This window comes from Paenibacillus sp. LK1, from assembly GCF_002750415.1.
GTDB lineage: Bacteria > Bacillota > Bacilli > Paenibacillales > Paenibacillaceae > Paenibacillus > Paenibacillus taichungensis.
Window position 1 is genome coordinate 241,160 of record NZ_PEII01000007.1, and the last position, 19,561, is coordinate 260,720.

Here is a 19,561-nt window from a genome sequence, read left to right on the forward strand (position 1 = left end):
TTTTGCTTTCTAAAATATCTTAATAGAGAATTTGACCAGCGGGTCATTTTTTGATTTAATAGGTTGTATAATATTTGTACTACATTTGTATAATGTTTTTGCGTTTACCCGCTTGAACAGTTCAAGGGCGGTTTAATAATAGGTTAGAGACTATAGTACTAGAGATAGTTCTTAACATAGGAAAGGTGAGTGGCATGATACCGAATCAGCAACGTAAACGTGCAGCAGTCATTGGTGCAGGTCCGGGTGGACTTGCAGCAGCGATGTTATTGTCCGGCCAGGGGTACGAAGTAGATGTATATGAGAAACAGCCAGTCATCGGGGGACGTTCTTCCAGACTGGAGCTGGGCGAATATCGGTTCGACCGGGGTGCGACGTTTTTGATGATGCCTCAGCTGATTGAAGAGATGTTCGATGTTGTGGGACGCCAATTATCCGACTATGTGGAGATGAAAGAGCTGACTCCGCTATATGCATTGAACTTTGGCGATAAGGTGTTTAAGCCTTCACGTAACCGTGAAGATACAGCCGCACAGATTAAGGAGCTTTTCCCCGGCAACGAGGACAATTACCTTCGATTCATGCAGGAAGAGGAAGTGAAATTTGGCAAAGTTATGCCTTTGCTGCGCAGACCTTTCGGCAAGCTGGCGGATTATTTGCGAAGAGATGCCATGACAGCTCTGCCAAAACTCGATATTAACAATACGGTCTATGGCATTCTGTCCCGCTATTTCACGGATGAGCGCTTGCGCTGGGCATTCACGTTCCAATCCAAATACCTTGGCATGTCTGCATGGGATTGCCCGGGTACGTTTACGATTCTGTCGTTTATTGAGCACAACTATGGTTTGTTTCACCCTATTGGCGGCGTCAATCGCGTATTTCAAGCTATGGCTGATGTCGTTGAAGAATATGGAGGACGAATACATACATCCTGTCCGGTCAAACAGGTCATTGTTCGCAATGGTCGTGCAGAAGGCGTATTGCTTGAAAATGGCGAACGCATTGAAGCAGATCATGTCGTCGTTAATGCGGACTTTGCGCATGCCGTGAACCATCTGTTTGAACCTGGCGTACTTAAGAAATATACACCAGAGAAAATGAAGCGTAAAAAATTCTCATGCTCCACAGCCATGCTGTATCTGGGTGTGGACGGTGAAGTGGATTTACCGCATCATTCCATCTATTTTCCCGAGGACTATCGACTTAACGTCGACGAGATTACGAAGCATAAAGTGCTGTCTGCGGATCCATCCCTCTATATTCATAACCCTTCCAGACTCGATCCGACGCTCGCACCGGAAGGAAAATCTGCATTATATGTTCTCATGCCTACGCCGAACCTTACCGGAGACATCGATTGGGAGATCGAACGGGAGAATGTGCGGGAGGCGATGATGAAGCGGATGGAATCGATTCCTGAGTTGTCAGACATCCGCAGTCGTATTGAAGAATCCATGATGTTTACACCGCTGGATTGGCAAAATGAACTCGACGTGTACCGTGGAGCAACATTTAATATGGCTCATAATCTTGGGCAGATGATGTACCTGCGACCGCATAACCAGTTTGAAGAGTTGAAAAGGTTGTGGCTGGTGGGTGGTGGAACACATCCGGGCAGTGGATTGCCGACCATCTTTGAATCAGCTCGAATCAGCGTGAAGCTGATCCAGGAAGAGGACGCTCGCAAGCGCTCAAAACCATCCTCGTATGTGAAAACGGCGGAAGCAGGAGGCCATTCATGAAACGGGCAGCCATTGTAGGTGCGGGTATTGGCGGACTGACTTCAGCGTTGCTTCTGAATCGACAGGGTTGGGACGTAACCGTATATGAACGGGGTTCCAGAGTTGGTGGTCGTATCGGCTATGAGCAGGAAGGGGACTATCGGATCGATCAAGGCCCGACCATCGTACTTCTGCCTGAGATGCTGCTTGGCATTTTGGAGGAAGCAGGGGTGGATCGTTCGAAGATTGAGCTGCTGCGTTGTGATCCATTGTACAGGGTGCATTATAGCAGCGGTCGTGTGATGACCAAAATGACGGCACGTGAACAGCAGGCCGAAGAGATTGAACGTCTCTTCCCTGGAGAAAGTCAGGGATTCTCAAAATTTATGAAAGATATGGACACGCTGTTTCCTGCGGGACGGGCTGCGTTTCTGGAACGGGCTTTTCCGCGAAAAAGGGATTTCTTCACTCCGTCTCTGATGTCCTTGATGGGCCGATTACGCGCACACAAGAGTGTACGGAAGGCTGTAGGTGATTATTTTCAGCATGAGGAACTATTGGATGCATATTCGCTGCAAAGTCTTTATATTGGTGGATCTCCCTTCGGTACGCCGGGGATTTACTCTCTGCTTCCTTATGCAGAGCACGAATATGGCATCTGGATGGTGAAAGGCGGCTATGCTGCATTACCTACCATACTGGAACAGGAACTGATATCACGTGGTGGTCGCATCGTATTAAACACCGAAGTGACGGGACTGAATATTAAAAATGGTGTATGCGAAGGTATAGAAACCGCCGCAGGCGCAGAAAATGTGGATGCAGTTATCTACAATGGCGATTTCCCCCATCTGTCGGGTCTGCTTGGTCAGACGCCTGATGGTTCACGCAAACGAAAGCCATATCGTCCCTCATCGGGATGTGTGTTGATCTACGCGGGTGTAGACAAAACGTGGGATGATGCAACGACGCATCAGTTTTTCCTGCCTCCAAGTCTGGACGGCAGTTTACGGGAAGTGTTCGACCAGCGCCGCATTCCGGCGAAGTCCTCTTTTTATGTATTTAATCCGGCTGCATTGGACGAGACGGCAGCTCCGCCAGGTCAGAGTGTGTTGTACTTCCTTATTCCGGTGCCGGATGCCAATGGTGTCGACTGGTCTCGGGAGAGCGAGGCGCTGGCAGAGCGTGTACTGGAAGAAGCGGAGCAACGCGGATTTCCGGGACTTCGTGAAGCGATTAAGTGGCAAAAAATACGTACACCCGCTGACGCTGAGCGTGACGGGCTGTATGGCGGCGGCAGCTTTGGCATTGCACCCGTATTGTTTCAATCCGGTGTATATCGTCCGCAACCGAAGCCGTTCCCGGCAATCCGGGGACTATATGCAGCTGGAGCTTCTGTACATCCGGGAGGCGGGGTTCCTATTGTGATGCAAAGTGCACGGATGGCAGTGAATCTACTCATGAAGGAGATGGAAACATGAATGAAGCGATTTTGAACAAGTGTGAGGAATTAATGCAAAAGGGCTCGTCATCTTTTTATCAAGCCTTCAGAGGTCTGACCAGCCCACGCCGCGAGGCCGTGTACGTGATCTATGCTTTTTGCCGTATGATCGATGACAGTGTGGATGAGCCGGAGCAGTCGCCCTATACGATTCATGAAATTCGCCATCTGTTCAATCTGTTGGAAGAAGCGGAAGGACACTTTATTTGGCCGGCATTACGATGGCTGTTTACAAGTTTCCCTCATCTAGACAAGGGACCTTTTTTTCGTCAAATGGACGGTCAATTAACCGATCTTAAATTAACGCATTATACATCAATGGAGGAACTGGAGCAGTATTGTTATCTGGTTGCCGGAACCGTGGGCGAGATGTTGCTACCTGTATTGCGGGATGATAACGGTGCAGACGTTGCGATGAACGGGATTGCGCTGGGCAAAGGTATGCAGATCGTCAACATTATCCGTGATGTGGGTGAAGACCGGGCAAGGCTCCGCCGCTATGTTCCGCTGGAGTTGATGGAGAAGCATGGATATTCCGAACAGGATTGGGCTAACGGTGTTGTTGATGAAAGGTTTAAAGCCATTATTCATGAATTAAAAGCAGCTGCCCTGGGCTGGTTCCGTATCGGTATGGACCGTCTGGATACGTATCCAACCGAAAGTGCATTTGCGATTGAGCTGGCAGCAGCCTTTTATTCGACTATTCTGCATGCGGTTGAGCGCAACGACTATGACGTGTATACGAAGCGTGCATTTGTCAGTGATGAACTGAAACTGGAGATGCTGGGTGCCATTGTGAAACGTTATCCAATGCTGGCTTACCATGCCTCCCGCACGGCGGTATCCTGATGCTTCAGGGCCTGTACTGGGCGTGGTATATCATCGGAGCGGTACTGATGCTGACGATCGGTGTTCCGGATGTACTGTCCTTCTCCAACGGATTGTTTCTAATCTTCTATGCACTGTATGTGCTGGATCTGATATATCAAGGACGGAAACGGTCAGGGTTGTCCGACCAGTCAGTCATTTGGATGAAACCTGAACTCTGGGTGGTTTCCTTTATTATATGGCTGGGTGGCATGGGGGTAGAATGGGTCGGCGTGCATACACACTGGCCCTTTGGCGAATATTCGTATTCGGACTTCTTCGGAATCCACCTGTTCAGTGTACCCGTTACATTAGGCTTCGCCTGGATTGCCGTGGTAGGTAACTCGGCTCTGCTCAGTGGCGGTGGATCGACCTGGACTGGCAAGCTGATTCGGGCGGTTAAGACCGGATTTTGGGCTATCGTGCTCGACCTGGTGCTGGACCCGGTTGCGCATGCCAGAGGATTCTGGCAATGGCAAGCTCCAGGTGGATTCTACGGTGTGCCCTGGACCAATTACATAAGCTGGTTTGTAATGGGAGCGTTTCTCTCTTTGTTTCTTCCCGCAATGCCTTCAGATCGAAGCTCATTGCTGCGTGCGAAGTGGTTGTATCAGCTGTTTATTCTTTTGTTTGGGTTGTTAGCTCTCAAAGAAGGAATTACGGGCAGCTTCATCATTGCTATTGTAGGTGTGCTTCTTGCTGAGGGGAGCTGGCTATATGATTCGCGCCGTAAAATCAAAACCGTTTAACCGGATTTTTTCCTTATACAATCATTATTATTTGCTGCGGAGACGTTTTCGCTCATTTACACTATCAGGTTCATTGGACCCGCTGTTACCGAATACGGGTTCACCAATGGAACCGGATCAACCGGTCATCTATTTCATGAACCACAGCTCCTGGTGGGATGGTCTACTGCTCTATCATGCATCGCAGCAGACTTCCCGAGGCGATCATTATGTCATGATGGAAGAAGAGCAGCTGCGACAATATGCCTTTTTCCGTAAACTGGGCGCGTATTCAATCAACAAGGAGGATGCGTCCGGTATTCGAACCTCCTTGCAATATACGACCGAGCTGCTTCACTCCGGCAAAAGGGTCTGGATCTTTCCCCAAGGGGAAATTCTGCATCAGGATGCCAGGCCAATTGAGTTTCGCCCAGGCATTGGTTTGTTGCTACGCCGCTCCCCACGCGCCGTAGCTGTACCTGTGACTTTGTGTCATGGCATGGTTCAGCATGATTTGCCGGAGGTATCGATGCAGGTGGGTACGCCTGTGATAGAAGAATGGAAGGCATGGAAGAGTGAAGAGATTGCGACCAGATTGAGCAGGGTGCTGGAGAAGCAGTTGAATGATCATAAATCAGAGCTGGTACGCATCGGGCAGGGGAGTTTGCCGGGTGCTTTTCCACTGATTCGGCATGTGCGTTCAACAAGTGAAAAATACGATGCGGCACGAAAGCGGGTGAACCGTTAGCGATGAGTGCATCTGAAATAGGTTGGATCATACTGACTTGTGTATTGGGCGTTCAGTTGATGTTTGCAATATGGAACGTATCCTGTCTGCCCAAAGTACGTTCATTCAACGCAGATGAATTGAAAGACAAGGATATCCTGGTATCTGTGCTAATTCCTGCCCGCAACGAGAAACTGCACATTCAAGGATGTGTGGAAAGTGTGCTTGCCAGTGATACATCCGGATTCCAGATGGAAGTACTGGTGCTGGATGATCGCTCCGAAGATGAGACCGCAGCCATAGTTCAGTCGATTGCCGATCATGATCCACGTGTACGCCTGCTGCATGGTGTGGAGCTTCCCGCAGGCTGGATGGGGAAATCTCATGCCTGTCACCGACTGGTGCAGGAGGCCAAGGGTGAATGGTTTATGTTCGTGGATGCTGATGTTCGCTTGGAACCTGAGGCCATCCGGCAGACTATTGCTGCGGGGTGTGAGCAGGGCGGCGGCCTCGTAACGGGATTCCCCTATCAGGTCACGAAGACCTGGATGGAAAAGCTCGTTGTACCCATGATGGTGTTCACCATCATCAGTCATCTCCCCATTTTCATGATACGCAGATCATCTAATCCGATGTTTGTAGCCGCTACAGGGGCGTTTTTGCTCATTCACCGTTCCAGTTATAAGGCCTCGGGTGGACATGCTGCAATCCAGGCTGATCTGGTCGATGACATGAGTCTGGCGAAGGCGGTTAAGCGTGCGGGACATCCCGTTATGCTGGCCGATGTTCATGATGTGACAAATACACGAATGTACCAGAATGGTGCAGAAGTGTGGAACGGCTATAAGAAAAACATGTACGAAGGCATGGGGCGCAAAGATGTGCTGCTGTTAGGCACGATGCTGATGTATACACTGATGTATATTGTGCCTCCGCTCGGTCTGATGATCGGTTTGTTGACCGGGAATTCTACTTCCATCATCTATGGTCTTGTGGGGACCGTACTCGGGATGGCAGTTAAAAGGGTATCGGATCACGCTGGAGGACAACCCTGGTGGCTTGCTATCCTGCAACCGATTAGCATGGCCTGTGTCATTGCGATCGGCATCGCTTCCTGGCAGGCAGGTCGTTCCGGCAAGGGGTATGTATGGAAAGGTAGGCGGTACAGTTGAAGGGTAACGTCATTATTATCGGAGCAGGATTTGGAGGTCTATCGTGTGCCATTCGGCTAGCTTCACAGGGCGTACGGGTCACCATTCTGGAAAGGCAGGAGCGGGTCGGAGGAAAGCTGCAGCAGATTGAGCAGGATGGATATCATTTTGACCGAGGGCCAAGTACGATCACGATGCCCGCAAGCTTCCGTTCCGTCTTCGATCACGCAGGTGTAGTGATGGAGGATTACGTGCAGTTATACGAGCTGGAACCACGTACACGTAATAGTTTTGCAGATGGGACCGTGGTCGATTTGTCGGGCAATCGAGGGTGGATGAAGGAGCAGATTGCTGCCTACAGCCCGGAAGATGCGGCTCGTTATGATGCATTTATGGATGAGTCTGCTGCGCTGTATGCGGAAGCTAATCGTCATTTTCTTGGAAAGCTACTGTTGTCGCCAAAGGATAAATATAATCTTCGAATGCTGCGCAGTCTGCTGCGCGTACGACCTACAGTGAAGCTGGATAAGCTGCTGCGTTCTTATTTCCAACACCCTCATACCCTTGCGATGTTCGGTCGGTATGCTACCTATGTTGGGTCATCACCATATCAGGCGCCTTCAATCTTTGCCATGATGGGTCATGTGGAAGCAGAAGAGGGCATCTATGGGGTCAAGGGTGGAACCTATCAACTAATAGAAGCAATGACACGGCTTGCACAGGAAAAAGGGGTGCAGATCGTTACTGGCATCGAAGTCCGGCAAATTGTTGTCAGGAATGGCAAAGTGGCAGGTGTGGATACGGATCAGGGCTTCCGGGAAGCTGATCAGGTTGTTGCCAATGGAGATGTGCTCAGCGTCAATCGGCTGCTGCTTGCGCCAGAATATCGCAAACAGATGAGCGATGAGCGAATTCGCAAGTATGAGCCGTCGATTTCGGGGTTCGTGACACTGGCTGGTGTGCGGAGACAGTATGAATCCCTGTTGCACCATACCGTCTTTTTCCCGGAACGGTATGAACCGGAGTTTGATCATATTTTCCGTGACCGAAAAATGCCTGCCGATCCCACGATCTACATCTGTTATTCCGGTTATTCGGAAGCGGGTATGGCTCCAGCGGGAGCCAGCAATCTGTTCATTCTGGTGAACGCTCCGTATTTGTCGGACTCCTGGCATTGGGATGAGCAGATGGATCGTTATGGAGAATTGGTGTTGGAGAAGCTGGCCGAGCGGGGGATTACGGGATTGAAGCAGTCGGATGTCCTGATCCGGTACACGCCACAGCATATAGAACGGGATACCCTCGCCCATCAAGGGTCGATTTACGGCATCTCGTCCAACTCCGTGAAGCAGACCTTCATGCGCCCCGGCAACAAAAGCAAGGATGTACAAGGATTGTGGTACGTGGGTGGCACGACGCATCCGGGCGGCGGAACACCGATTGTGACATTGTCCGGGCAACTTGTTGGAGTGCAGCTTGCATCGGAAATCGTAACGTAAGTTATAGAAGAGATTCATTTAACAGAATGACTTACCCAACCTCCAAATATCTGAGTAGCAAATATGAATTGGACCTCGAAATTCAAGTTATTGTTGGGTTTCGGGGCACCCTTTCCATTGCCGGGCCGGAAACGTTATACTGGTAGAGTTGACGCGTTGAGTGTGATTATTATTTATAATATAGATCCAAATCATACCGTTTGTACGTTACATAATAAGAATTAATATTTTGAGAATCTCTCTGCTGTATCGGGCAAAATCCTGAACGGAACCTAGCCGGAACTGGCAATTATCCTGTCCATCAGCACTATTCTCACATAAGGAGGTCTCATCATGAATGAACAAGAGCGAGCCGGCGAACGGCTGCTTCCCGAGGTGGCTACGGGGGAACGGAAGCTGGAGCATGTGCGCCTCTGTCTTGAAGAGAATGTTGCAGGAGAAGGGGTAACCAGCGGAATGGAGCGGTATGCTTTTCGTCATAACCCATTACCTGAATTGAATTTTGAAGAGGTAAGTCTGGAGACTGCGTTTATTGGTAAAAGGGTGCGCACACCCCTGCTCATCAGTTCGATGACGGGTGGAAGCAAAACAACGGGCGCCATCAATGAGCGGCTTGCCCGTGTGGCAAACGCCCGAGGCTGGGCACTCGGCGTAGGCTCGATTCGGGCTGCCGTGGAACAGCCCGAGCTGGCAACGACCTTTGATGTGCGGCGCTGGGCACCGGATATTCCGGTCATCGCGAACCTTGGCGCGGTGCAGCTAAATTACGGCTTCAACACTGCTGATTTCCAGCGGGCCGTTGAGATTGCTGGAGCAGATATGCTGGTGCTGCATTTGAACAGTTTGCAGGAAATCTTCCAGCCTGAAGGCAATACGGATTTTAGCGGATTACTTCATCGAATTGAGGATTTGTGTCAGCAATTGGACGTGCCTGTTGGCGTGAAAGAAGTGGGTTTTGGCATCGATGGAGTAACGGCACAGCGATTGTACGAAGCAGGTGTGGCCTTTATCGATGTGGCTGGAGCAGGTGGTACAAGCTGGGTGCAGGTCGAGAAGTTCCGGAATTCTAATCCGGTTCGTCGTGCGGCTGCAGAAGCCTTTGCAGATTGGGGTATTCCGACAGCTGAGTGTATTCAGGAAGTGAGAGCGGTAAACCCGGAAGGTGTTCTGATTGGCAGCGGTGGACTGTACTCAGGCGTTGATGCGGCCAAAGCCCTCGCGCTCGGAGCCGATCTCGCTGGATTTGGACGATCTCTGCTCGAATCCGCGGTTGCTTCCGATGATGCGCTGAATGAGCGGCTGGAACAGGTTGAATTCGAGCTGCGTACCGTGATGTTTGGTATTGGTGCAGGACAGATCGAGGATTTGAAGCAGACGTCACGTCTGGTGGAACGGCGTTGACTCGATTTGGTTATATGTGAGCTGAGCTAACGAATTGGATGCATTTTATTATGTGCATTTGCTTGGGATGAATAGACTAACGAACCTTAGACACGCTATTCCTGCAAACCGTATGATGTGACATGCAAAATGAGGGTATAAAGCGTATGTGGTTCGTTACCCCGCCAATTCTGTGCAATTAAGATCTAATAGAACGTGTGTGATTCGTTACAAGTTGATAACTTTAACGTGTTAAAAGTGGCACCCCGTCAGGTCATGGCGTATTGGGGAGCCTCTTTTTGTTGTTAAACCAGGGAAAAAAGGCTACATACATTCTTCTTTCACAGTTATCGTTTCGTTGGTTACAGTTACATAGGAGTTGCCAGACAAGTATTCGGTATAACCGCAAACCGTCTTGTTATAGGTTTCACCACGGCTATCCGTAAATTCCAGATAGATGGATCCTTCACCGGAGAGTCGCAGCTGTGGAGCGAACTTCACTTGTTCACTGCTGGGTACACCTTTCTTTAAGGTGTATATCTTACCCTCTTTGTTTGTATTGGACGAGTCAATGCCGCTGCTCACGCGAGCTGTGATATTTGAAAGATCATAATCGGACTGATTATAAATTGTGATCCTTAAATGTCTAAAGGGGTCCATCGCCTGGTAACCCATAGAAACAACCAACCCAATGAAGAGAATCACTGTAGATAGGATGATTATTTTCCTTTTTGAAAAGGGACGACGCGTATTCATAAGTATTCTGCTCCTTTCTCTTATATAGATATAGACAGAGGGAGGTAACTAAAAGTTGTATAGGAATTTACAGATGAACGTGGGAACAGGGGCTTGAATTGTGGATTGCGCATTAAAATGGATGTTATAATAGGGCCGTTCGGCTCCGGATTTAGAATGAAAGCCTAAAAATAGACCGCTTCCTTTTGCCGAGGGCGGTCTATTTCCGTTTGTTTGTAAGTATCAAGACAATTAGAGTCGCAAATGAAATCATTAGCGTCATTTTGTTGAATAGGATAACATATTTAGATAAGGCTCTAATGTAGTGAATACATCACCAGAACTGTATACATATTTATGAATGTGGAGGGATACTCTGTGAAGCTAACCGCAATGAATCAAGAAGAATATGCAAGTTTCCGTGTTCGCTCGATTAAAGATTTTGCAGAAGAGAAAGTGGAGGTGGGTACTTGGGCTGCGGAAGAGGCGCAGGGACTTGCGGAGGCAGCCTACGATAAGTATTTGCCTGAAGGGCTGAATACACCGGGTGCTTACCTCTATAATCTGGTACATGCCGTGGACGGGAATGTGGGTTATATCTGGTTTAACGTTACGGATAACCGCCGTGGCAAAGACGCTTTTTTGCTAGATATTGTGGTCGAAGAAGCCTATCGGGGCAAGGGTTATGGTACAGAGACGATGGAGGCACTTGAAAGGGAAGCCTTGAGTCTTGGCGTAGATCGCATTGGTCTGCATGTGTTTGGACATAATGTGCGGGCAAGCAGCCTGTATCGCAAGATGGGGTACGAGGTAACCGATCTAACGATGTACAAGGAAATCAAAGGGTAAACCTGAACACGGATAATCGAAGTCAAACGTATGATCTACGCAAAACGAATCGTCCGCAGTAACCGGGGATTTCGGGAAGTGGATAGTACTCTGGTCGAATTGGCGAAGTTCCTTGATGCCTTGGGGTTTGTCATATATAATGTATAGGATTATCCATACCGAACAAGTAATCAATGAGGAGTTGTCATATACATGGCTTTGAAAGCTGGAATCGTGGGCTTGCCTAACGTTTCAGTAGAGATTCATTAACCGCGCCAGATTATGTTCAACTTCTCACCATCAGTTATTGTTATAGATTCAATCAATTTTCTAATCTCCTGCTTCGCTTTCAGCCGGTCACCCGAAATAATATCCTTTAACGATTTCTTTGCCCTAACTTGTAGCTGCGCTTCATCTTTTTTCTGTTTATCATCAGATGATTCGTTAAGCAGCTGCGTTAAAACTGCTCTCTCAGACTTAGCTTTTTCCGAAGCTAATTTCAAATCATGGGCAGAGATCAAGTCCTCATTATATGCATCCAACTGTTTTTGCATCTTTTTATCAATTTTCTCAAGCTTGGCTTTTAGTTGAGCTATGTCATCTTTAGGATTTGTAGGCTTTGAAACCACCAACTTTAATTTCCCCGTACCTTTGCTGGCCAACTCTTCAATTCTCATCATTATCAATTCTTCTATTTCGTCACGTCTCACAAAATGATGAAAGCATGTTGCCTTTTTTAGATATCCATCACAGAGATATTGATAATGCAAATTCTCACGGTTTAGTTTTTTTGAAAAGCTTCGATTCATTTTACCGTTCATTTTTGAACCGCAGTGGCTGCATATTAACAAACCAGATAACAAATAAGTTTCATTGCTGATATGTCTTCCAACCGTTTTACGTCCTATGAAAATTCTTTGGATTTTCTCAAAGTCTTTTTTATCAATAATAGGATCATGATGGTCCTTAACTGTTATCCATTCTGATGGATCACGTGTGATAGTTTTTGAATCTTTTCGGTAGGTTTTGTTATAAACGAACTCGCCAATTAGCGTTTCTCTCTGGAGAAGTTCTCTCACAATTTTATCATGCCACGCATTACCCTCTTTAGTTTTGATGCCCCTTGCATTTAGTCTTTTTGCTATTTCACGTGGTCCTTTACCCTCAATTGCCCATTCAGCCATTTCCTTAACAATCAACGATTCTTCTAAGTTAACTAACATCTTTTTGTCTATGACGTTATACCCAAAACATGGTCTGGATACTACCCGTTTTGAGTTGGTGACTATTGATGTCATGTTGTCACGAACACGCTCTGATATACGCTCTCTTTCAAACTCAGCTACCATGCCAAGCATTTGTAAAACCAATCTACCAGCAGGGGTGGAAGTGTCAAAACCCTCTGTAGCAGAAACATAATTGTATCCGTATTTATTGAAGTACTCATTTAAATTCAAAATATCAACTAATTTACGAGATAAACGGTCTAATTTTGTTGTGATGACTATACCGGGACCAGGCTCATTTTTTATTCTTTGAAGCATTTCGGTTAAGTGCGGACGATTAAGGTTCTTAGCGCTGTATCCATCTTCGATGAAAAATATCGGATCATCCCAGCCCATAGCCCTGCAATATGCAGCTATCCGTTCTTTTTGCTCAATCAGTGAATTACCTTTATCGGCCTGTTCATCAGTACTTACTCTTGGATATGCAAATACTTTCAAAATTAAAAACTCCTTTACATTAAGTCTTTAACTGGTTTGAAATGACCCATGTAAACACCACATACTTTAAATTCACCTGGGTTTAATTCCATTGTAGAATAGTTCTTATTTTCTGGCTGTAATTGCATTAATGGTGAACCTTCTGTCCATTTCAATCTTTTCAGAGTACCGTCCTCTTGGTCATTTATTATAGCTGCAACAATTTGGCCGTTATAGTCAGCCCATGACGCAGAACGCATGTACACAATGTCACCATCTTCTATCCCAACCTCACTCATACTATCCCCTATTACGCGAAGTGCAAAATCTGGTTGAGATTTATTTATAAATGGATATTGAACGTAATCTTCAATGTTCTGTTGAGCTAAAAGCCCTTCACCTGCACATATTGTCCCGATAAGCGGCACACCATCAGGGATGTAACCACCGTTATCCACAGTAGTAAGTGAACCTGAAATATCTTTTGCTTGAACACCAAGTGCCTCTGCTACAGCTTGGATAATGCTAGGCGTCATCAATGTTTTGGCGTTTATGTAGTCTGATATTGCACTGGTTGAGAGTCCCGTAAGGTCACTTAGTTGTTTTTGATTCTTTTTCTTTTTTATAAGTATTGATTTTAAATTCGTTGCAATCTCGCGCATTATCTCACGTTCCACTTCAGTTATTCGCTTTCTAGACACATTCATTCTCCTTTGTGAACGGATTTATATCCGTATTATACGGATTTTATTATATGTTGTAAACAAAAGAATCCGGTTTTTCCGGTTGACAGTCCGAGAATCTCGGATTAAACTGTAAACACAGGAGGTGAAGACACCCGATGCCATTCAAGATCACGTTACGTGCAGCACGTGTCAACAGTGGAATGACAATGCAGGCCGTAGCCAATGCCATCAACAAAAACGTTGATACAATAAGCAAATATGAGTTGGATTCATCAAATATACCTCATGATCTTATGGTTGCGTTGCTGGAATTGTATAATGTGCCGTTTATGCATATTTTTTTCGGCAAAGAATCCGAGTTTCTCGGCCGACGTAGACGTAAGAATGATGAATTCGTCTCTTGAAAATCCGAAAGGAGGTGTAACCGTGAAGAAAGTTCCGAAGTTAAGGATTGTTTCCGAGTCAGTTTTGGGAGAAAACGGCGAGAAGTTGACTGTATCTCCTGAAGTACTGCCTTCGTTAACTAACAACTGCAAACTTGCAATCACATCTTTGACAACAGGGCAAGAATTCAAATTAATCCAAGGCACTGCATAGAGGAGGAATCGCCATGCAATTATCAAACGTCATCGTTCCTATGGAACAAAAAATGGTTGAGTTTAACGGATCTGAGATTTTGGGAGTAAAAGCGTCCGATGGGAAAGTATACGTGGGAGCTCGCTGGGTTTGTGACGGGATTGGCTTGAGGGAAGGACAAAGAAACAATCAGTTAAGCAAGATACAATCTGACCTTGTATTAAAACAAGGGGTACGAAAATTCATACTCCCAACTAATAGTGGAGATCAGGAGGTCACTGTTGTAGAAATTGATTTCCTCCCTTTATGGATAGCCAAAATAAGCCCAAACACTGTAGAGGGTGAAGTTCAAGGGAATCTAATTAACTATCAATTAAAAGCAAAGGATGTACTTGCAGCGGCCTTTCTACCTCCAACCTTTAATTTAGATTTGTTGAGTCCAGAAATGAAAGCCGCATTTCTTATCGATGTAAAGGTTCAGAAGTTGGATACCAGAATAGAACATTTGGAGAACAACACAACAATTGATCACGGACAACTGTTAACGCTTCAAACAGCTGCCAACAAAGTTGTTACTGACTTGCTTGGCGGAAGAGATACGGGAGCTTATCAAAACAATGGCTTGAGGAGCAGAGTGTACAAGGCACTCTGGAGAGATTACAAAGGATACTTCAACATCAACTCTTATCACAACACTCTAATAAAGAGTTTTGACAGAGCGCTGGAACATATTGAATCTTGGAAGCTTCCAGGACAGCTGCAACGCGAAATTGAAGAAGCCAATTGTCAAATGACATTTTAAGGAGAGTGAACAGGATGAATGAAGTGATAACAGAAAACGCCGTTTCGTGGATTTTCCCTGGAGCGGTATCGCTCCAGTCGTTACAACACTATCGCAAGACGTTGGAAAAAGATTTCTCCAATGCCGAGTATGATTATCCTGAAATTTATGGCATGCAAGCGAACACCATTATGAAGATGGATTGGCCGAACGAAAACAAATTTCAATTCATTCAGGTCTTGGATGATGTGTATACAGAATTTATGGACAAGGCGGGACGCTTATGACAGATCAACGATTGCAGGAGCGTATTGAGATTCGTCAACGGATTATTGAGTTGGAACGGATGAAGGCGAAAGCACAGCCTGGTACGGGTGATTGGTTCGATGAAGACATTGAATACTTGAATTTCACATTATGGCTCCGGGAGGGACAAGCATGACAAAAGCTAAAAAAGAAAGTATGCGCCGGGCGTTACGTGCGCAACTGCTTCAAACATATAACAAAATGCTTGATACAGATGACGTTGAAAAACAAGCAGACTACCGTTTAAAAACCTTTCGTATTCAGAAGTTGCTGAAAAGAGTGGATAATCCGGTAGACGATCGGGAGTATACGACTCAAGGCATGACTGTGGGTCATTGCATGAACTGTGAGGTGTCAATATCACGGTATAGCATTTTGAAAGTAGAGGATAACGGTTCGATGTTTTGTAGCGATGGATGCCGTGTACATTATGACGAGCTTTGTGGGCATAAAAAAGCGGCTGCGTCTCGGGAACGCAACCGCCTATCAAACCATTTCTTCAATTCAATTAATGTAATTTTACCAAATACTCAGCGACAAATCAAGTTGGGTTAAGGGAGGCGCAGTACATGACAGATTTCAGGCCATACCCTAAATCACAACAGGTAAAGAGTAAGCGGGTAAAGCCGACACAGCGGCAAAAGGGAGATATAAGCCATCCGGTGGATGTTTTGCTCAAAGAACGTTCCCAGGGAGTGTGTGAAGCGTGTGGTAAGGCTCGGGCGATTGATCGCGCCCACCTTACTGGGCGTCCACATATTGATCATCGGACACAGGTTCATGATTTGGCACACCTCTGTAAAGAGTGTCACCAGATATTTGACGGCACGGTAGCTGGATTACGGATGCGGCGTTTACTTGCTGCGATAATCAATCATGCTTTGGAACTTCCGGGAAATTCCCGGAACTCCAAGGAAACGAACGGAAGTGTTTTCGATGGCTGACAGAAGAATGATTTCAAAAATTATATCGGTTAGTGAAAAAGTAAATAAGCTACCGGACATTTTCGATATGTTGCTTTTTACTTGGATGATTCCACACACAGACGACTTCGGTCGTCTCCCTGGGTCACCTTTTAAAGTGAAGAATTTGGTTGTGCCAAGCATTAAGAGAATAGATGAGCCTGAGATCGAGGTGGCGCTTGAACATTTGCAGGCAGCAGGCTTAATTCACTGGTATAAAGTCGGTGAAGACAGAGTGGTTCAGATAGTGAATTTCGAGGAACATCAGCAAGGTTTACACAAGAGAACCAAATCGAAATTCCCTGATCCACCCAGTGATGATTCCGAAGCATTCCCGGAAGTTCCCGGAAGTTCTGAAAATGCCCCAAAGATTCCCTCTGAACTGAATAGAACTGAAGGGAAGGGAACTGAAGAGAACAGAAGTGAAGAGAAACGAAAACAACAAGAAAAGAAAGAGGAAATCCTTCCTGATGACGATCCTCTCTTTCAACCTCTTGGAACAGAAATTGATAGTAGTAGTTGTAATAAACCTGAGATTAATCTTTTTGATATTTTTCAAAGAGAAGGATTCGGAACAATAAGCCCATTTACTTCTGACGAGATTCAGACATTAGAAAAGGACTATGGGGCACGTTGGGTGCAAGAAGCTATGAAAGTAGCTGTTTTGAACGGAATACGAAAGCTTTCTTACGTTGATGGCATCTTAGTCAGATGGAAAGCCAATGGAATAGACGAGCCTTGGACCAAAGAAGCTCAGCCGAGCAATGGGAGCGGAAATGGCGGCAATAAATACAACAAACGTTCTGGGAAACCTGTCATCCCTGTGGTTAAAGCGGTTACCAATCCTGAACAATCCGAATTGACGGATGAACAGTATGAGGAAATGATGCGTTTTGCTGCGGAACAACAAGCTCTGAAAGAACAGGGGGTGCCACATTGACAACAATTCGAGGCAATCGAGGAATGGGATTTGAAGCAATCATAACTTTTAGTAATGAACGATATGACAAACTAGGGCTGGCCGTGGTAAACAAGCGGCCTACTCCGGTCAAGGTAACAAAGGCAGCTGGGGCGAAGGTGCTTGAGGGATTTTACGAAGAGCCCTCGACGGTTGACTATGACGGAATCGTGAAATCTGGTCGAGGAATTGTGTTCGAGGCCAAGTCGATTGCGAGCTTGGATCGGTTCCAGCTTAAAAACCTGAAAGACCATCAAGTGGAGTACTTGCTGAAAGCCCACAAGATGAACGGCATATCATTCCTGCTAGTAGAGTTTCGGAAGCAGCATAAGACATATTTACTCCCTTATACGGTGCTGCGGTTCTTCTGGGACGCATATAAGCGCAAGCTAGGGTCCAGTATCCACATCTCCGACTTCGACGTTCACGCCTACGAGGTTCCAAGCAAGAGGGTACCCGTAGATTACCTATGGGCGGTAGAACGTCACTGGAAGGCGTCAGGGTCATGATTATCTCATGTTATCAATGCACAGCAGACATGAAGGAGATACGGACAGATTTGTTCCGCTGCCCGTTCTGTGGATTCGAGGCAAGGCAAATGTCCTTGTCTCGGGAAATCACCCAGGCTGACATTGAAGCAGCTGCTGCGAACGACATTGGCAAATGGCAATTGATTGAACGGGTGAAACGGTATAACTGGGCGATAGAAGAGGCGGTAACGGATCCGGTACGGAAACATGAAAAGCATGGGAAATGGCCGGAGATAGCCAAGGCGAATGGCATACCAAAGGCAACCTACTACGCCAGATATAAGAACGGCTGGGATCATGAAAGAGCAGCAACCGAGAAAGTCGATAAAAAGAAAACGCCATATAGCAAGAGAGGTGTTACGACATGAGAAAAGAATCGGGATGGTTGAGAGTAAAGGAAACGGCGAAAATCAACGGGATATCTTACAGCACTTATGTATATCGCATCTATAGTGGCCAAACACCTGAAGAAGCCGCTTCAATCCAGCCCAAATTACCAACGAAGAAGCCAATAACGATACCCCCGGTACGGGAGGAATACGAATATAATGTCCCGGTTCCTAAAACTAGGAAAGAAGCATTAAAGCAAATAGACAATATCATCCGATCCGAATGTGATCCGTGTGAAATCAGAATTGCAATGAATCTTCGTAACGGTCAAAACTCATCACGGCTGGAGAAGGTTTGTAACGTTCAATGTCCGGTAGGTAATCAGATTCAGGAGCTGAGTAAATATCTTCAAGTGGCTCCTAGAAAATCGGTCAAGGAGGGATGGGCATGAATTACGAACACCGTGTGATTACTCCGAGGCAATATGAAATTGCGGCAGCGAATGGAATCCGAAACCGAGTTTTAGAGGATAGAGTCAGAAAACTTGGATGGTCCATGAAAGATGCGGTCAGTAAGCCAATCAAGGAACGTCAAAAGCACGGCGAATGGCCGGAAATAGCAGAATCCAACGGGATCAGTAAGGCGGATTACTACCGCAGGGTAGCGACATTAGGTTGGGATATGGAGAAAGCAGCCACTGAGCCGATGCGGAACAAGGCAAATCTTATGCGAGCAGAACTGAAATGGGTGGATTTGAAAGAAACTGCTGCGGCTAACAACGTGTCATACGCCACATTTATGCGTAGATTGTCAGAAGGAGAGAGTCCGAAGCAAGCCGTCTCTCGTCCACCGCTGAGTCGTCGGGAAAACATGAAACGTCAGTTGGAAACAGGGCAAATCAAATACGGAATTTAAGGGATAACAGAGGAAGGGAATACCCTCCCTTCCCACCACACAAAGGAGCGGATAGACATGGAAGCAATGAACGTATATGAATTTTCATACTCGGCAGACCAGTTTGACGAAGCATTCAAAAATCTGCAGATAGCACCAACAGCAGGAAAGGCCAAGAGCGCGGAGTTCAGATCCTTCAGCGACTATGATCCAGACGTTAAATATATGGATTTTCTCAAAGTGGTGAAGGTACGGAAGATCGGGCAGTCTACGCCAAGGAAAAACGAAGCGCCTTATCCGGGGCAGAACAGAATTGATCTGATTAATGATCTGATTCGTGTGATTGGGAGGTCGGGACGGAAATTCTTGTACAGCAAGGATCACAACAGGTTCGCCGCATTTCACTGGGCAGATGGAAAACTGTGGCTCGTGGACGATTACACAGATAGACCGCTACTTATGGACGAGGATGTTCGGGGACAACATCGGCATTTCTCGCACGGAGGAACGCTGTGGGGCCTTGTGTGCGACTTTAGGGATTATATCTTGGGTGATGATGACGCGAACCATAACAACGGCTACGGCGGCTTATATTGTCCTCATTGGGGTTATCCAGAAGAGGATATGGAATTCATTCGTGAGTATGCGAAATCGATTGGATATTTAAAACCACGGGTTTAGGCCCACCAAAGGAG

25 protein-coding genes are annotated in these 19,561 nt (G+C 46.5%); 22 read left to right on the plus strand and 3 right to left on the minus strand.

Annotated features, from left to right (window positions below; translation table 11 throughout):
- The first annotated feature begins 194 nt into the window (after positions 1–194).
- The 8 genes from CS562_RS17320 (at position 195) to fni (ending at position 9,598) form a co-directional block, all read left to right on the plus strand.
- On the plus strand, positions 195–1,745 hold the full coding sequence (locus tag CS562_RS17320; protein WP_099857482.1) for a phytoene desaturase family protein: 1,551 nt from the start codon (positions 195–197) through the stop codon (positions 1,743–1,745).
- A complete protein-coding gene (locus CS562_RS17325; protein WP_099857484.1) occupies positions 1,742–3,205 on the plus strand; it encodes a phytoene desaturase family protein in 1,464 nt (487 codons plus the stop codon). Before CS562_RS17320 ends, CS562_RS17325 begins: the two co-directional genes overlap by 4 nt.
- Complete coding sequence (locus CS562_RS17330) at positions 3,202–4,074, plus strand: phytoene/squalene synthase family protein (protein ID WP_099857486.1); 873 nt, start codon at positions 3,202–3,204, stop codon at positions 4,072–4,074. Before CS562_RS17325 ends, CS562_RS17330 begins: the two co-directional genes overlap by 4 nt.
- Complete coding sequence (locus CS562_RS17335; RefSeq protein ID WP_099857488.1) at positions 4,074–4,841, plus strand: carotenoid biosynthesis protein; 768 nt, start codon at positions 4,074–4,076, stop codon at positions 4,839–4,841. Before CS562_RS17330 ends, CS562_RS17335 begins: the two co-directional genes overlap by 1 nt.
- Positions 4,810–5,568 carry a lysophospholipid acyltransferase family protein gene (locus CS562_RS17340; protein WP_099857491.1) on the plus strand — a complete coding sequence of 253 codons (759 nt, stop codon included), beginning with the start codon at positions 4,810–4,812 and terminating at the stop codon, positions 5,566–5,568. Before CS562_RS17335 ends, CS562_RS17340 begins: the two co-directional genes overlap by 32 nt.
- A gap of 2 nt (positions 5,569–5,570) precedes the next feature.
- Positions 5,571–6,719, plus strand: a complete 1,149-nt coding sequence (locus tag CS562_RS17345; RefSeq protein ID WP_099857493.1) for a glycosyltransferase family 2 protein — start codon at positions 5,571–5,573, stop codon at positions 6,717–6,719.
- Entirely contained in the window at positions 6,716–8,197 is a 1,482-nt protein-coding gene (locus tag CS562_RS17350) for a phytoene desaturase family protein (protein WP_099857496.1), read from the plus strand. The genes CS562_RS17345 and CS562_RS17350 overlap by 4 nt, the downstream gene beginning before the upstream one ends.
- A gap of 333 nt (positions 8,198–8,530) precedes the next feature.
- Positions 8,531–9,598 (plus strand): type 2 isopentenyl-diphosphate Delta-isomerase, encoded by a 1,068-nt coding sequence (gene fni, locus CS562_RS17355; protein WP_099857498.1) that lies wholly within the window; start codon positions 8,531–8,533, stop codon positions 9,596–9,598.
- A gap of 303 nt (positions 9,599–9,901) precedes the next feature.
- On the opposite strand, the gene CS562_RS17360 is transcribed toward fni, so the two are convergent.
- Entirely contained in the window at positions 9,902–10,333 is a 432-nt protein-coding gene (locus CS562_RS17360; protein ID WP_076287577.1) for a hypothetical protein, read from the minus strand.
- Between the two features lie 357 nt (positions 10,334–10,690).
- On the opposite strand from CS562_RS17360, the gene CS562_RS17365 reads away from it, so the two are divergent.
- Positions 10,691–11,161, plus strand: coding sequence for a GNAT family N-acetyltransferase (locus CS562_RS17365; RefSeq protein WP_257219521.1), 471 nt, complete (start codon positions 10,691–10,693; stop codon positions 11,159–11,161).
- A gap of 245 nt (positions 11,162–11,406) precedes the next feature.
- Here the strand turns inward: CS562_RS17365 and CS562_RS17370 are convergent, their stop codons facing one another.
- Complete coding sequence (locus CS562_RS17370) at positions 11,407–12,864, minus strand: recombinase family protein (RefSeq protein ID WP_099857500.1); 1,458 nt, start codon at positions 12,862–12,864, stop codon at positions 11,407–11,409.
- 14 nt (positions 12,865–12,878) lie between these two features.
- On the minus strand, positions 12,879–13,544 hold the full coding sequence (locus CS562_RS17375) for a LexA family protein (protein WP_257219522.1): 666 nt from the start codon (positions 13,542–13,544) through the stop codon (positions 12,879–12,881).
- 140 nt (positions 13,545–13,684) lie between these two features.
- Here CS562_RS17375 and CS562_RS17380 point away from each other — a divergent pair, with 140 nt between their 5' ends.
- From CS562_RS17380 to CS562_RS33485, 13 genes are read left to right on the plus strand one after another with little or no spacing between them, the layout of a single operon-like run.
- Positions 13,685–13,933, plus strand: a complete 249-nt coding sequence (locus CS562_RS17380; RefSeq protein ID WP_099857502.1) for a helix-turn-helix domain-containing protein — start codon at positions 13,685–13,687, stop codon at positions 13,931–13,933.
- Positions 13,934–13,955: 22 nt separating this feature from the next.
- The gene (locus tag CS562_RS32995) at positions 13,956–14,126 is read left to right on the plus strand and encodes a hypothetical protein (protein WP_180287165.1); all 171 of its coding nucleotides are present in this window, start codon (positions 13,956–13,958) and stop codon (positions 14,124–14,126) included.
- A gap of 13 nt (positions 14,127–14,139) precedes the next feature.
- Positions 14,140–14,907: an ORF6C domain-containing protein gene (locus CS562_RS17385; protein WP_099857504.1), complete on the plus strand. Its 768-nt coding sequence runs from the start codon at positions 14,140–14,142 to the stop codon at positions 14,905–14,907.
- A 14-nt stretch (positions 14,908–14,921) separates the two neighbouring features.
- A complete protein-coding gene (locus tag CS562_RS17390; RefSeq protein WP_099857506.1) occupies positions 14,922–15,173 on the plus strand; it encodes a hypothetical protein in 252 nt (83 codons plus the stop codon).
- Positions 15,170–15,328, plus strand: coding sequence for a hypothetical protein (locus tag CS562_RS33000; protein WP_180287166.1), 159 nt, complete (start codon positions 15,170–15,172; stop codon positions 15,326–15,328). Before CS562_RS17390 ends, CS562_RS33000 begins: the two co-directional genes overlap by 4 nt.
- Positions 15,325–15,747: a hypothetical protein gene (locus CS562_RS17395; protein ID WP_099857508.1), complete on the plus strand. Its 423-nt coding sequence runs from the start codon at positions 15,325–15,327 to the stop codon at positions 15,745–15,747. The genes CS562_RS33000 and CS562_RS17395 overlap by 4 nt, the downstream gene beginning before the upstream one ends.
- A gap of 14 nt (positions 15,748–15,761) precedes the next feature.
- Entirely contained in the window at positions 15,762–16,136 is a 375-nt protein-coding gene (locus CS562_RS17400) for a hypothetical protein (protein WP_099857510.1), read from the plus strand.
- Positions 16,129–17,094: a DnaD domain-containing protein gene (locus tag CS562_RS17405; protein WP_099857512.1), complete on the plus strand. Its 966-nt coding sequence runs from the start codon at positions 16,129–16,131 to the stop codon at positions 17,092–17,094. The genes CS562_RS17400 and CS562_RS17405 overlap by 8 nt, the downstream gene beginning before the upstream one ends.
- Complete coding sequence (locus CS562_RS17410) at positions 17,091–17,621, plus strand: Holliday junction resolvase RecU (protein ID WP_257219523.1); 531 nt, start codon at positions 17,091–17,093, stop codon at positions 17,619–17,621. Before CS562_RS17405 ends, CS562_RS17410 begins: the two co-directional genes overlap by 4 nt.
- Complete coding sequence (locus CS562_RS17415; protein WP_099857514.1) at positions 17,618–18,010, plus strand: hypothetical protein; 393 nt, start codon at positions 17,618–17,620, stop codon at positions 18,008–18,010. The genes CS562_RS17410 and CS562_RS17415 overlap by 4 nt, the downstream gene beginning before the upstream one ends.
- Positions 18,007–18,423 (plus strand): zinc-finger domain-containing protein, encoded by a 417-nt coding sequence (locus tag CS562_RS17420; RefSeq protein WP_099857516.1) that lies wholly within the window; start codon positions 18,007–18,009, stop codon positions 18,421–18,423. The genes CS562_RS17415 and CS562_RS17420 overlap by 4 nt, the downstream gene beginning before the upstream one ends.
- Positions 18,420–18,887, plus strand: coding sequence for a hypothetical protein (locus CS562_RS17425; protein ID WP_099857518.1), 468 nt, complete (start codon positions 18,420–18,422; stop codon positions 18,885–18,887). The genes CS562_RS17420 and CS562_RS17425 overlap by 4 nt, the downstream gene beginning before the upstream one ends.
- A 57-nt stretch (positions 18,888–18,944) precedes the next feature.
- Positions 18,945–19,547 carry a hypothetical protein gene (locus tag CS562_RS33485; protein WP_257219524.1) on the plus strand — a complete coding sequence of 201 codons (603 nt, stop codon included), beginning with the start codon at positions 18,945–18,947 and terminating at the stop codon, positions 19,545–19,547.
- Positions 19,548–19,561: the final 14 nt, after the last annotated feature.

What these genes read in the sequence shown, in the direction of transcription:
- CS562_RS17320 (WP_099857482.1), top strand. Translation starts at nt 195, where the DNA reads ATGATACCGAATCAGCAACGTAAACGTGCAGCAGTCATTGGTGCAGGT.
- CS562_RS17325 (WP_099857484.1), top strand. Translation starts at nt 1,742, where the DNA reads ATGAAACGGGCAGCCATTGTAGGTGCGGGTATTGGCGGACTGACTTCA.
- CS562_RS17330 (WP_099857486.1), top strand. Translation starts at nt 3,202, where the DNA reads ATGAATGAAGCGATTTTGAACAAGTGTGAGGAATTAATGCAAAAGGGC.
- CS562_RS17335 (WP_099857488.1), top strand. Translation starts at nt 4,074, where the DNA reads ATGCTTCAGGGCCTGTACTGGGCGTGGTATATCATCGGAGCGGTACTG.
- CS562_RS17340 (WP_099857491.1), top strand. Translation starts at nt 4,810, where the DNA reads ATGATTCGCGCCGTAAAATCAAAACCGTTTAACCGGATTTTTTCCTTA.
- CS562_RS17345 (WP_099857493.1), top strand. Translation starts at nt 5,571, where the DNA reads ATGAGTGCATCTGAAATAGGTTGGATCATACTGACTTGTGTATTGGGC.
- fni (WP_099857498.1), top strand. Translation starts at nt 8,531, where the DNA reads ATGAATGAACAAGAGCGAGCCGGCGAACGGCTGCTTCCCGAGGTGGCT.
- CS562_RS17360 (WP_076287577.1), bottom strand. Translation starts at nt 10,333, where the DNA reads ATGAATACGCGTCGTCCCTTTTCAAAAAGGAAAATAATCATCCTATCT.
- CS562_RS17380 (WP_099857502.1), top strand. Translation starts at nt 13,685, where the DNA reads ATGCCATTCAAGATCACGTTACGTGCAGCACGTGTCAACAGTGGAATG.
- CS562_RS17385 (WP_099857504.1), top strand. Translation starts at nt 14,140, where the DNA reads ATGCAATTATCAAACGTCATCGTTCCTATGGAACAAAAAATGGTTGAG.
- CS562_RS17390 (WP_099857506.1), top strand. Translation starts at nt 14,922, where the DNA reads ATGAATGAAGTGATAACAGAAAACGCCGTTTCGTGGATTTTCCCTGGA.
- CS562_RS33000 (WP_180287166.1), top strand. Translation starts at nt 15,170, where the DNA reads ATGACAGATCAACGATTGCAGGAGCGTATTGAGATTCGTCAACGGATT.
- CS562_RS17395 (WP_099857508.1), top strand. Translation starts at nt 15,325, where the DNA reads ATGACAAAAGCTAAAAAAGAAAGTATGCGCCGGGCGTTACGTGCGCAA.
- CS562_RS17400 (WP_099857510.1), top strand. Translation starts at nt 15,762, where the DNA reads ATGACAGATTTCAGGCCATACCCTAAATCACAACAGGTAAAGAGTAAG.
- CS562_RS17405 (WP_099857512.1), top strand. Translation starts at nt 16,129, where the DNA reads ATGGCTGACAGAAGAATGATTTCAAAAATTATATCGGTTAGTGAAAAA.
- CS562_RS17415 (WP_099857514.1), top strand. Translation starts at nt 17,618, where the DNA reads ATGATTATCTCATGTTATCAATGCACAGCAGACATGAAGGAGATACGG.
- CS562_RS17420 (WP_099857516.1), top strand. Translation starts at nt 18,007, where the DNA reads ATGAGAAAAGAATCGGGATGGTTGAGAGTAAAGGAAACGGCGAAAATC.
- CS562_RS17425 (WP_099857518.1), top strand. Translation starts at nt 18,420, where the DNA reads ATGAATTACGAACACCGTGTGATTACTCCGAGGCAATATGAAATTGCG.
- CS562_RS33485 (WP_257219524.1), top strand. Translation starts at nt 18,945, where the DNA reads ATGGAAGCAATGAACGTATATGAATTTTCATACTCGGCAGACCAGTTT.